Source organism: Brevibacillus sp. JNUCC-41, from assembly GCF_014844095.1.
GTDB lineage: Bacteria > Bacillota > Bacilli > Bacillales > DSM-1321 > Peribacillus > Peribacillus aracenensis.
The window spans coordinates 2,952,154-2,964,179 of the sequence record NZ_CP062163.1; the positions used below are offsets into that span (position 1 = coordinate 2,952,154).

Consider the following 12,026-nt stretch of genomic DNA (forward strand, 5'->3'; position numbering starts at 1 on the left):
AAAGATACGACATGTGCAAAGGCGTCCATGTCGTATCTTTCATTAATAATCATCGATATACTGCAACTTCATTTCGAACGTTCATGTACCCGACGTTTCATTGATTATATGTTGTAAGGAGGATATGAACCTCTCGTTTTCAAGTGGGGTGCCAATGGTCACACGGATAGTATTTTCATAGCCTAGCAAATGACCGGAACGGATGATGACACCTTGAATTAATAACTTCTCAAAAATGTCCCTGCCAGGCTGTTTCAATTTAACCATCAAGAAGTTGGCATGTGAAGGGAAGAATGTTAATCCCATCTTGCTTAATTCGTTTTCTAAATATCTTCTTCCTTCCCCATTCTTACGAACACATTTCTCAACGAATGGATGGTCGTCGAGGGAAGCGAATGCCGCAGCCTGTGCTAAACGATTGGTATTGAAGGGTTCCTTCACTTTAACTAGCTCTTGTATGATGGAAGCATCCATTAAACCGTATCCAATCCTTAATGCAGCCAGGCCATAAATCTTTGAAAAAGTGCGTAGGATGACCAGATTTGAATGCATATTTAAAAGCGGCAAGGTTTCTAAATATTCTGCATCATCGACATATTCATAGTATGCCTCATCAACGATCAGTAAAATATGTTTCGGCACCTTCTCGATAAAAGAGCGTAACTTTTCTTTTTGAACGATTGTTCCTGTCGGATTATTGGGATTACAGACAAATATCATTCTTGTTTTTTCTGTTATGGCATCATACATCCCCTTCAAGTCATGTACCCCATTAATAAGAGGTATCTTTACAGGTGTGCCGCCGTCAATCAATACATTCGTTTCATATCGTGGAAATGTCACATCAGCCATGATGACTTCATCATTTTGTTGGATATAGGTTCGTGTTAACAAACGAATCACTTCATCAGATCCATTGCCTAAAATGATATGATCTTTTTTGATATTCAATTTCCTTGCCAACTTTTCAGCTAATGCAGGTGCCATACCTTCAGGATAAAAGGAGGTTTGCTCCATTTCAGTAATCATGGCTTTTTTTGCTAGAGTTGAGCAGCCGAATGGATTCTCATTGGATGCCAATTTAACGATCGTTTCAAGACCTAGTTCACGTTGCACTTCTTCAATAGGCTTGCCGGAAACATATGGGCTAATGCTTTCGATGTTTTGTCGAACCGGGATTTTCGTAAAGGTCAATGCAGGTTCCTCCCTTTGGTAAATTCTGAATTTTCTTTTTCTATTGGATTATTTTAATGATAGAATATTAACTGATAAAATTACATACAAAAAAGAATGTATTTTTCACTATCCATACAACATTTTAAAGAAATATAAGCTTATATTCCTTCATTATGAAAGGTGGTTGCTTCATGGATGAAATAGATGTCAAGTTACTGGAACTTTTACAAAAGGATGGACGCATTACGATTAGTGAACTCTCGAAGAAATTGGCTCTCAGTCGACCTAGCATCTCTGAACGAATGTATCGCCTGCAAGAAAAGGGGATCATTGAGGGGTTCAGCGCAAGGATTTCACCCCTGGCAATAGGAAGGGGGGTACTAGTGTACATTCAGGTGAGTGAACTTAAGGTTCCAGTTTCCGATTTTGAGCAATTGGTGAAAAATGATTTAGACATTATCGAGTGCCATCGTGTAACAGGAACCGTTGGATATTTCTTGAAAGCGGCTTTGGCTGATATGGACAGCATGAGATTACTGATAGATCGATTAATACCATATGGACATCTGAATACATCCGTGGTTTTGACATCCCCTGTACCATCACGCTCCATCCTTCCTAGGATCAATGAAATGGAGGATCATGGTGCGAAATCTTAGGTGGAAGTTCAACCGATCCTTGTAAATGGGTTTGCACGGAAACCAATGAAGGTTTAAAGAAAGGAACGAGGCACGGTGCCTGTTCCTTTTTTGGTTATTATAAATCCATCAAAGCCCCGAAATATTGCTGGGCCGTTGTAAAACAAATGAATGCCAATAGTTCAGAAATCTCTTCATCACTGAATGTCTCCTTCAATACTTGGAAAAACTTTTCCTCCGTTTTTTCACGTTGTAAGAGGAATACTTCCGCAAAGGCGATTGCATAGCTTTCTTTCATATCTTCCGGCTTTAGTGGAATCCCTTTTGCCTGACAATATGAGCAGCCATTACCATATGCCAGAACCCTTCTGACGTTTTCCTTTAACTTCTTTGAAAGTTTCCCATCTGCAGATATGCAATCTGAGAGGTCCGACCATTTATGCGAAATCTCTTCAGAATGAAATAATCTTTGAAATGGACTGGATCCCTGCGATGATTTTTTTATTCTTGTCATGAACATCTCTCCTTTGAGATAATACTAATATAAAAATTCAGGAGTTTTAATTCCGTTTGTAAAGTATTACGATTAAATTATGAATGAATGTAAAGAGAAGAAGGGAGATAATTTTAAAATGAAAATAGATGAAAAAGACCGGAACATCCTTGCCGAATTAACGTTAAATAGCCGAATTTCCATGAGGGAATTGGCAAAGAAAGTAAACCTCTCCGCCCCCACCGTTGCCGAACGGGTACGGCAAATGGAGTCGTTCGGGATCATTAAAGGGTATGTTGCCGAGATTGATCATAAAAAGATCGGTTTTCCGATTGAGTGTATTGTGGAAGCAACGATAAAAAACGGGGAATATGAGAAATTCAAAAAGTATATTTCCAAGGTGCCGAATGTTGACTTTTGTTATCGAATTGCTGGGCGGGCTTGCTTTATGCTGAAAATCCACAGTGAGAGCCTTGAAGAAGTGGAGGAATTCATCAATCGGACCATTTCGTTTGCGGCAACCGTTACCCATGTGATTCTTTCAAAGGTGGAGCGGGAACTGGAATGAGTATTTTTTTCTAACATGAAGTGTGCAGCGCCTGGATAATTCCAGGTGTTTTTTTGGCGATCAATGTTTTCGGTGATTCAATAAGAATAAGCTATTGGAATAAGGGGTACATGTAATAATGGATTCGAATCTGAAAAGGAGGGGTGAGATATCATGGAGGGAACGGACGACTTTAAACCTGAACTAGCCAGAGAAGCAGTTAATGTGATTGAAAATGTGACTGGAACACATCCTGGTTATCGGCGTGCGCATGCAAGGGGATATGTTTATGAAGGGGTTTTTACCCCAAACGGAAAAGCGTCCCCATTAACGGTAGCTCCGCATCTTCAGGATGAAGCTGTGCCGGTGGTCATTCGGTTTTCAAATAGCTCGCCGATTCCAAGCCATCCTGATGCCATTTCCCCTGTAAAGGGCATGGCCGTCAAGTTTCAATTGCCGAATGGAGAAGAATCAGATCTTATTACTGTGACCATTCCGTTATTCTTTGCGAAAACACCGGAAGCGTTTGTTGATATGGCTGACTTTTTCAAGTCTGCCAAAGAAGGTTTCCCCAATCTGAAAGAGCTTGCAAAAATCCTTTGGAAATACCCTGAAAGCAAGGCAAGCCTGCAAATGCTTAAAGAAATGCGTTCTCCAGCCAGTTTCTCAACGTGTCAATATTACTCCATTCATGCATTCTATTTCATTAACGCGGAAGGAAGGCGGCAGGCAATCAAGTACGAGTGGGTACCTGATGCCGGCCTTAGTATGCTAGAAAAAAAGGAGGTGGCCAAGCATTCGCCGGAGTATCTGGATGAAGAAATGGAAGAAAGGCTCAAGCGCGGTCCGGTGGGCTTTAAATTGAACATCCAAATAGGAGGGGAAAATGACCCGACTGATGATCCAACCAAAGCTTGGTCGGAAGATAAACAGGTAGTCACGATAGGGCATTTGAAGATTTCCAGAAAATCGGCAGTGTTTAAAGATACTTTAATGTTTGATCCAACCAATATTCCTGCAGGAATCGAATGCTCGGAAGACCGAATCTTGCATTTTCGCCATAATGCGTATGCCGTCTCCTATGAACGGCGGATAAATAACGAATGAATGACATCAAGAAAAAAGGGAATTCCCGTACTTTTAAGGGTTCCCTTCAGACTATTGGCAAACTTGCTTTAAGAAATCAGCTTCTTTTCCTCGGACTGAGCCAGGCCACATCAAAGCAAGCACCTGTTGAGTCCAGGCTAGCCAGTTATTCGGCAGGTGTATCGCAAATTTTCTTCAATTAAACGAGGATTTCATTTATATAACAGTAAAACATGGGGGATACCCCTAGTCATGTTTTAAAATCATGGTTCGGAGATCAATCCGAACCCTTTTTTCGTAAGTTTACATTTTTCCGGATCTGAAAATGGTGTAGAGCATAAGTAAGAACATTAGGGTTGCGACGACAAATCCAATCTCGATAACCGGTATTTTCCAAAGGATCAAGGTTTCCCCGCCTATTGCAGAGCCGATAATGAGACCGACCATGATTATGCTGAATGCTAGCAGGATAATGCTGAAAGACAGCCTATTCGAGATTTGATCAAGCTTATGTAAAAACACTTGGAGTTCGGGAATGTTGATATCAAGCCGTAATTTTCCTTTTTTAATGATACCTGTCACTTCCCTGATATCCTTGGGCAATTCGGCAATGGCTTCAGCAGACTCGATGAATTGATTCCAGGCGTTCTTCGCAATGTTCTTGGGGTTGTAGCGTTCCTTAAAAAGCCTTTCTCCAAAAGGTTCAGCTGCCTTCATAATGCTGAAATTCGGATCTAATCCTTCGACAATGGCCTCCATGGTAAGCAAAGCCTTACCGAGCATCGTGAATTCGGGAGGGATTTGGACTTGATGCCGATTGGCAACCGTGAACAGGTCATTGACAGCTCCGCCTAAGCTGATTTGGCTCAATGGGATATCATAATATTTATTTCGCAGTTCATCGATATCCCCTCTTAATGGTGCCATCTCGATTTCGTCCGTCAGGAGGCCCATCTCTGAAAGCGTCTTGATCAATCCATTGGTGCTGCCGCGTTTCAAATTAATGACCAGCGAGGCGAACTGAAACTTCGTCTCTTCCTCCAACCGACCCACCATTCCGAAATCCATAAGTGCGACGACATTCCCTGGCAAAATGATGATATTGCCAGGGTGGGGATCGCCGTGGTAAAAGCCGTCGATCAATATTTGCTGAAGCATGGAATTCGCTAATCTTTCCGCGATTTGCCGGCGATCATAACCTTCATCATCAAGCTGTTTATAATGATTGATCTTAATTCCTTGAATGAAATCCATCGTCAGGACCCTTTTTGTGGAAAATTCCCAATGGATCCTTGGTACCTTAAACCCTTGATCATCGACGAATTGCTTGGCTATTCTTTCCCCGTTTCGGCCCTCGGAGTTATAATCGAGTTCTGCACGGAGTGATTTAGCGAATTCATCAATCATTTTTCTGATTTGGTAGCGTCTTGCCCATGATATGCGTGCTTCCATTAGTCTTGCCAAATCATCGAGAATTTCCAAATCCGTTTCCACAATCGGCAGGATATCGGGCCGCTGCACTTTGATTGCTACGACTTCCTGTGATGGAAGCCGTGCCGTGTGGACCTGACCAATCGAAGCCGTTGCCAGTGGGGTTTCATGAAATTCAAGAAAAAGGTTTTCCAAAGAATCACCCAATTCGGCTTCGACAATTTTGCGAACCCTTTCAAATGGAAAGGGGGTGACCTGGTCCTGTAGCTTTTCAAGTTCGCGGACGATTTCGTCAGGAACGAAATCACGCCTCGTACTTGCAATCTGACCAAGTTTAATGAATGTAGGTCCCAAGCTTTGTAATATCGTATGCAGCCTTTCCCCGATTGAGCGGAGGTTCAGGTTTTCATCAGGTTGGAGTTTCGATGCAGCTTTGCTCTCGGATAATCCCAGACGATAGATAAAGTAACCAAAACCATTTTTCAAGAAGGCATTAATGATTTCTTGGTAACGATGTGCGTGTTTCAGTCGCTTGCGAAACATTCGAGTACCTCCTGATCAGGGTTGTATGTTTTGGTTCTGTTTTTCCAAAATCGCGATACGGCGCTCCAATTCCTGAACTTCTTCTTTAGTTGCCAAGTTTAGGCCATTGAGTGCTTGGTTGACTTTGGCCTTGACGGAATCATCCAGCTGCTTTTGGGCTTGTTCCCCTTTTTCGACCCATTGCTTAATAAGAACCTTGGAGTCTTCTTTTGAGATATCGCCTTTTTTCACAAGAGAGTCCACTGCTTTTTCAATTTGCTCTTTTGTAGCAGCGGCAGCACCTAAACCTAAAGAAAACACATTTTTTAATAAGTCCATTTTTACATTCCTCCAATTAAAATTTTCACACTGTAAGAAAGATAATGACGGATGCTTTTCACTGTGCTTCATTCTTGTTGATACTATCTATCATACATCACTTTAGGGCCGCTACAAAAATATAAGGGTTCTGCAGATTTTTGATGATAAGGAAAAGAATTAATTGATCAGGCGCGGAAATGTTTGAAGTGAAGCGAATTGGATAATATGATAGGGACAAATCTATGAAAGCGGGGATGGAATAATGGGATTCACAAATAAAACGGTGATTGTAACAGGCGCTTCGAATGGTATAGGGAGAGGCGTGGCAAAGGGATATGCAGAAAGCGGCGCTGCTGTCGTTCTCGCAGATTTGGACGAGCGGGAAGGTGTTCTGTATGTGGAAGAGCTCAAAAGTAACGGACATGAAGCCATGTTCGTTAAAACGGATGTACGCAAGGAGGATGACATCCAACATTTGATGGATGTAACTTTAAAAACATATAAGACCATTGATATATTAATCAATAATGCAGGAAAGGCATTATTCAAATCGCTTTATGATCTGACGATTGAGGATTGGGACGATATGATGAATACGAATTTGCGCAGTGTTTTCCTTTGTTCCCGGGCAGCGGCAGAATCGATGCGGAAAAATGCAAAGGGAGGTGCAATCATCAATATAGCATCAACCAGAGCGATAATGTCTGAGCCGGATTCTGAATCCTATGCAGCGACAAAAGGTGGGATCAAAGCCCTGACACATGCACTTGCCGCTTCTTTAGGCAAAGAGAAAATTACGGTCAATTCGATTTCTCCGGGCTGGATTGAAACGGGAGATTATGACTCGCTGAGGGATAAGGATCATCAGCAGCATTTTTCCAATCGGGTTGGTATGCCGGAAGACATTGCAAGGGCCTGTCTTTATTTGACGGCAACGGAAAATAATTTCGTTACGGGTGCGGATCTTATCGTCGATGGAGGCATGACAAGAAAAATGATGTACGAGGAGTAACTCATTTTTTCCGATAGAGATATTGCAGTTCAGTTCCGAGCTCACGGTTGAGCAGCTGTTCCATTTCTTCAAGCTCCTTTATGCCGATAGGGGCATCGGCAGCTGTCCAGTGAATGGTATAAACAAAATAGTAATCTCTTATTTTTCGGAAAATAACAGGCGAATTCGGGAATTGATCAAAAATTGCCCTGATATTATAGCGTCTCATGTAGGACCACTTAACAAGCTGCATGTAGCTACCCATCCTTTTCAAAAGAGATCAATGACTGCCAGGGTGGCAGCCATTGGTCGGTTCTTATTTATCGTTGAATAAATTGAATAAGCCTCTAGCTACGCTGCCTTCTTCGGATGATCCTCCATTTTGCGGCGCTGCAGCAAATACACGGCTGGCAAGCCGGCTGAATGGCAAGGATTGCACCCACACGGTTCCGGGCCCTTTTAATGTTGCAAAGAATAAACCTTCGCCTCCGAATAAAGCGGTTTTCACGCCTTTTACAGTTTCAATATTATAATCTACCCCGCTAGTCATTGCCACTAAACATCCTGTATCGACGCGTAAAATCTCTCCTGCTGACAATTCCTTTTTATGGATCGTGCCGCCGGCATGAACGAAGGTCATCCCATCTCCTTCAAGTTTTTGCATGATGAAGCCTTCACCGCCAAAGAAGCCTGCCCCTATTTTTCTCTGAAACTCAATTCCGACCGAAACGCCTTTTGCTGCCGCCAGGAAAGCGTCTTTTTGACATATGATTTTCCCGCCTAGCTCGCTTAAATCCATCGGGATGATTTTACCTGGATAAGGCGAGGCGAATGAAACGTGTTTTTTATCTCGTCCTTCATTCGTAAAAGCCGTCATGAAAAGACTCTCACCAGTAAGGAGCCGTTTCCCGGCACCGAATAGCTTACCCATCATTCCGCTGTCACCATTCGAAGACCCATCGCCAAAGATGGTTTCCATCTTGATTCGATCTTCCATCATCATTAAACTTCCTGCTTCGGCAATCACCGTTTCCTGAGGGTCCAATTCCACTTCAACAAACTGCATGTCATCACCATATATTTTAAAATCTATTTCATGGTTATTCATTTTCCATTCCTCCTATCCGCTTTATTTTCATTGTAAAAGATAAACTCTTAACCTGCCAATATTTTTCAGCTTTCCGCTGTGATTTATATATTTTTTGTTTTCAAGGGTATATCTAGTAAAATGAAGAAAGAAAAAACAGCATGACATTTAAGGTGAAATGAAATGTAATCTTAAGTGTGGGGGGAGACAACCATGGAGACTTACATATTATCATTGGACCAGGGAACGACAAGTTCGCGGGCCATTTTATTTAATAAAAGCGGGGAAGTCTTGCATATTGCGCAAAAGGAATTCACACAATATTTCCCGAATCCTGGATGGGTGGAGCATAACGCCAATGAAATTTGGGGTTCCATCCTATCGGTAATCGCTTCCTGTCTATCGGAAATGAATGTAAAACCGGAACAAATCGCTGGAATTGGCATAACGAATCAACGGGAGACGACCGTGGTATGGGATAAGGAAACAGGTCAGCCGATCCATCATGCCATCGTCTGGCAATCCCGGCAGACAAGTGAAATTTGCACTCAATTGAAGGATGAGGGTCTCGATGACTTATTTTTGCAGAAAACCGGTTTGTTGATTGATGCTTATTTTTCCGGTACGAAGGTGAAATGGATTCTCGATCATGTAGATGGGGCACGGGAAAAGGCAGAAAACGGAGACTTATTGTTTGGTACGATCGATACGTGGCTGATATGGAAACTTTCGGGTGGTAAGGCACATATAACCGATTATTCGAATGCTTCAAGGACGCTGATGTATAACATTCATGACCTGAAGTGGGATGAAGAGCTGCTTGAAATCCTGCAAGTGCCGCAATCGATGCTCCCGGATGTTCGCTCTTCATCAGAGATATACGGGAAAACAGCGCCACACCATTTCTTTGGACACGAAATCCCGATTGCCGGAGCAGCTGGAGATCAACAGGCAGCTTTGTTCGGCCAAGAATGCTTCGAAAAAGGAATGGCCAAGAATACGTATGGCACCGGATGCTTTATGCTGATGAATACAGGAGAAAAGGCAGTGAAATCAGAGCATGGCCTGTTGACCACGATTGCATGGGGGCTGAATGGAAAAGTCGAATATGCCTTGGAAGGCAGTATTTTTGTCGCAGGTTCGGCCATACAATGGTTAAGGGATGGGCTGAAACTCTTGCATGATCCGAAAGACAGTGAAAAATATGCTTTACGGGTCACTTCAGCGGATGGAGTTTATGTAGTTCCCGCATTTGTTGGATTAGGCACCCCTTATTGGGATAGTGATGTCAGGGGAGCTGTATTCGGACTGACAAGGGGGACATCGAAGGAGCATTTCGTCCGGGCAACATTGGAAGCGTTGGCCTACCAGACAAAAGATGTCCTTAGCGCCATGGAAGTCGATTCAGGGATCAACCTAAAGTCATTGAGGGTCGATGGCGGGGTTGTCAAAAACAACTTCTTGATGGAATTTCAAAGCGATCTCCTGAATGTCCCCGTCGTACGACCGGTTATTAGTGAAACGACAGCGTTAGGAGCGGCATATTTGGCTGGACTCGCTGTCGGGTATTGGGAAGATCAGGAAGAGATTTCAAAGCTATGGGCAGTCGATAAGAAATTTGAACCAGGGATGGAAGAACAGGAAAGAAAGGATTTATATAATGGCTGGAAAAAGGCAGTTCAGGCGGCAACGGTTTTTAAATAGTGTAAGTAAGGGTATTATTAATAGAGGAGAGAGATGAATACAGAACGTACAAACATAAAAAAGGGGTGGTAATATGTTAGTCAAGGATTTCATGATAAGGGAAGTCTATGTAGCCCGTCCTGATTTTACATTAAAGGAAATTCTGCGAATCTTAATCGAAAATAAAGTGGGCGGGGTACCGGTCGTGGATGAACATGATAAGCTATTGGGAATGGTGACGGACGGGGATATCCTTCGTTATTTGACACCTGCTGAGGAAGCCATCATGGGTTATTTCACCTATATTACGGTTCTTCCCGGTGAAGAATTGGATGAAAAGGTTACATCCAAAATGAATGATAAAGTTGCACGAATCATTAAAAATAAAAGGATTACAAAGCTATCCCCCGAAGATCCGTTAGATGAATTGATAAAGGTCCTTTCCAAGCATCATTTCAAGAAGATCCCTGTCGTGGACAAAAATGATAAAGTCGTCGGCATCATCAGCAGGGGAGATGCACTAAGGGCCCTATATAAGGAATTCGTTCAAAATCTTGAATAAGGGATTAAAAAAAGGCCCGCTCGTAATTGAACTATACCCCGGATAACGGACACACATAAAAAAGTGTCCCTTATCCGGGGTTTTTTATGTTTCAATAGGTGTAATGAGTATGGACGGAGGGTTTCTATGAGTAAGAAAATATATACTGAATTTCAGATTAAAGAACTTGAAAAGAATCCAAATATCATAAGTGCTTCAGAGCGTTCTATTTCATATAATCCTGAATTTAAAACAAAAGCTGTTAAGGAATATAAAAAGGGGAAATCCCCCTCTCAAATTTTCATAGAACAGGGATTTAATCTCGAAATAATTGGTAAGGAACAACCTAAGCGTTGTCTACAGCGCTGGCGTGATACCTTTGAAAGGTTTGGTGAGGAAGGCTTCCTTACGGAACGCCGTGGAAAAGGAAGTACAGGCCGCCCTTCTTCCAAGCCACAGTCTGTAGAGGATCAACTTAGGAAGGCCGAAGCGAGAATCAAATTCCTTGAAGCAGAAAATGACTTTCTAAAAAAGCTGGAAGAGTTAGAAAGGCGGGCGTTGAAAAAGAAATAATTCTAACTACAGCTGAGAAGTTCTATCTGATTGAAAGAACGATCAGGACATACCAGTTAAAGAAGGCTGTTTCCTATCTATGCAAATTGGCTGGTGTAAGTCGAAGTGGTTACTACGATTGGTTAAAGGCAGCTCCAAGCCGTGAGTTACGCGAGGAACAGGATGTTTTGGACATAGACTTAATTAAAAATATATTCCTCACTAAAAAGGAAAAAGTAGGCGCTCTCCAAATTAAAATGGTTATGGAAAATGATTATTCGGCCGTCATGAATCATAAGAAAATCAGACGGTTGATGGCAAAATATAATCTCTTCGCAAAAATCAGAAGGGCCAATCCGTATCGAAAGTTGGCTAAGGCAACCCAGGAGCACCTTACTTGTCCAAATCTTCTTAATCGTGAATTCAAACAGAAGGAGCCAGGAAAAGTTCTGCTTACTGACATTACCTACCTTTATTATGGAAAGGGTCAAAAAGCGTATTTGTCATGCGTAAAAGATGCGGCTACAAAAGAAATAGTTACGTATCATTTATCCACGTCATTAGATATGAATATCGTTTATGAAACGTTAAACAAGCTAAGGCAGGCTGTGAATCACGAGTTCCATACGAGTGCAATCCTGCATTCTGACCAAGGATTCCATTACACCCATCCTCTATTTCAAAACAAAGTGAAGGAACTTGGGCTAACCCAATCCATGTCCCGTAAGGGAAACTGTTGGGATAATGCGCCGATGGAAAGTTTTTTTGGCCACTTTAAAGATTTAGCAGAATATAAAACATGTACTAATCTAACGGCTGTGAAGGAAGAAGTTGATCGAGTTATAGAAGAATACAATGAGTGTCGTTATCAATGGGGACTAAAGAAAATGGCCCCGGTACAATACCGGGACCACCTATTAGCCGCATAGGCACTTTTTTATACTGTCCGAAAAATGGG

At 42.2% G+C, this 12,026-nt stretch carries 13 protein-coding genes; 7 read left to right on the plus strand and 6 right to left on the minus strand.

Features of this window, described 5'->3' with window-relative positions; translation table 11 throughout:
• Nucleotides 1-81: 81 nt before the first annotated feature.
• Complete coding sequence (hisC, locus tag JNUCC41_RS14335; protein ID WP_192203585.1) at nt 82-1,194, minus strand: histidinol-phosphate transaminase; 1,113 nt, start codon at nt 1,192-1,194, stop codon at nt 82-84.
• A gap of 173 nt (nt 1,195-1,367) precedes the next feature.
• Here hisC and JNUCC41_RS14340 point away from each other — a divergent pair, with 173 nt between their 5' ends.
• Nucleotides 1,368-1,835: an Lrp/AsnC family transcriptional regulator gene (locus tag JNUCC41_RS14340; protein ID WP_192203586.1), complete on the plus strand. Its 468-nt coding sequence runs from the start codon at nt 1,368-1,370 to the stop codon at nt 1,833-1,835.
• Between the two features lie 97 nt (nt 1,836-1,932).
• Here JNUCC41_RS14340 and JNUCC41_RS14345 read toward each other — a convergent pair whose 3' ends face one another.
• Nucleotides 1,933-2,328, minus strand: a complete 396-nt coding sequence (locus JNUCC41_RS14345; RefSeq protein ID WP_192203587.1) for a carboxymuconolactone decarboxylase family protein — start codon at nt 2,326-2,328, stop codon at nt 1,933-1,935.
• Nucleotides 2,329-2,446: 118 nt separating this feature from the next.
• Between JNUCC41_RS14345 and JNUCC41_RS14350 the strand changes: the two genes are divergently transcribed.
• Both JNUCC41_RS14350 and JNUCC41_RS14355 read left to right on the plus strand, forming a co-directional pair.
• Nucleotides 2,447-2,875 carry an Lrp/AsnC family transcriptional regulator gene (locus JNUCC41_RS14350; RefSeq protein ID WP_192203588.1) on the plus strand — a complete coding sequence of 143 codons (429 nt, stop codon included), beginning with the start codon at nt 2,447-2,449 and terminating at the stop codon, nt 2,873-2,875.
• A gap of 153 nt (nt 2,876-3,028) precedes the next feature.
• Complete coding sequence (locus tag JNUCC41_RS14355) at nt 3,029-3,961, plus strand: catalase family peroxidase (protein ID WP_192203589.1); 933 nt, start codon at nt 3,029-3,031, stop codon at nt 3,959-3,961.
• Between the two features lie 282 nt (nt 3,962-4,243).
• Here the strand turns inward: JNUCC41_RS14355 and JNUCC41_RS14360 are convergent, their stop codons facing one another.
• Nucleotides 4,244-5,914 (minus strand): ABC1 kinase family protein, encoded by a 1,671-nt coding sequence (locus JNUCC41_RS14360; RefSeq protein ID WP_192203590.1) that lies wholly within the window; start codon nt 5,912-5,914, stop codon nt 4,244-4,246.
• A gap of 15 nt (nt 5,915-5,929) precedes the next feature.
• Entirely contained in the window at nt 5,930-6,232 is a 303-nt protein-coding gene (locus tag JNUCC41_RS14365) for a phasin family protein (RefSeq protein WP_192203591.1), read from the minus strand.
• 244 nt (nt 6,233-6,476) lie between these two features.
• Here JNUCC41_RS14365 and JNUCC41_RS14370 point away from each other — a divergent pair, with 244 nt between their 5' ends.
• On the plus strand, nt 6,477-7,226 hold the full coding sequence (locus tag JNUCC41_RS14370; protein ID WP_192203592.1) for a glucose 1-dehydrogenase: 750 nt from the start codon (nt 6,477-6,479) through the stop codon (nt 7,224-7,226).
• Between the two features lies 1 nt (nt 7,227).
• On the opposite strand, the gene JNUCC41_RS14375 is transcribed toward JNUCC41_RS14370, so the two are convergent.
• Both JNUCC41_RS14375 and JNUCC41_RS14380 read right to left on the minus strand, forming a co-directional pair.
• Complete coding sequence (locus JNUCC41_RS14375) at nt 7,228-7,458, minus strand: hypothetical protein (RefSeq protein ID WP_144526882.1); 231 nt, start codon at nt 7,456-7,458, stop codon at nt 7,228-7,230.
• 63 nt (nt 7,459-7,521) lie between these two features.
• Nucleotides 7,522-8,313 (minus strand): TIGR00266 family protein, encoded by a 792-nt coding sequence (locus JNUCC41_RS14380; RefSeq protein ID WP_192203593.1) that lies wholly within the window; start codon nt 8,311-8,313, stop codon nt 7,522-7,524.
• A 192-nt stretch (nt 8,314-8,505) separates the two neighbouring features.
• Between JNUCC41_RS14380 and glpK the strand changes: the two genes are divergently transcribed.
• The 3 genes from glpK (at nt 8,506) to JNUCC41_RS14395 (ending at nt 11,997) form a co-directional block, all read left to right on the plus strand.
• On the plus strand, nt 8,506-9,996 hold the full coding sequence (gene glpK, locus JNUCC41_RS14385; RefSeq protein WP_192203594.1) for a glycerol kinase GlpK: 1,491 nt from the start codon (nt 8,506-8,508) through the stop codon (nt 9,994-9,996).
• A gap of 73 nt (nt 9,997-10,069) precedes the next feature.
• Complete coding sequence (locus tag JNUCC41_RS14390) at nt 10,070-10,537, plus strand: CBS domain-containing protein (RefSeq protein ID WP_192203595.1); 468 nt, start codon at nt 10,070-10,072, stop codon at nt 10,535-10,537.
• Between the two features lie 126 nt (nt 10,538-10,663).
• Nucleotides 10,664-11,997, plus strand: a protein-coding gene (locus JNUCC41_RS14395) for an IS3 family transposase (RefSeq protein WP_192203596.1) whose coding sequence is annotated in 2 segments (ribosomal slippage) — nt 10,664-11,036 and nt 11,036-11,997 — 1,335 coding nt in all. Because the reading frame shifts where the segments join, the coding sequence is not laid out codon by codon here.
• Nucleotides 11,998-12,026: the final 29 nt, after the last annotated feature.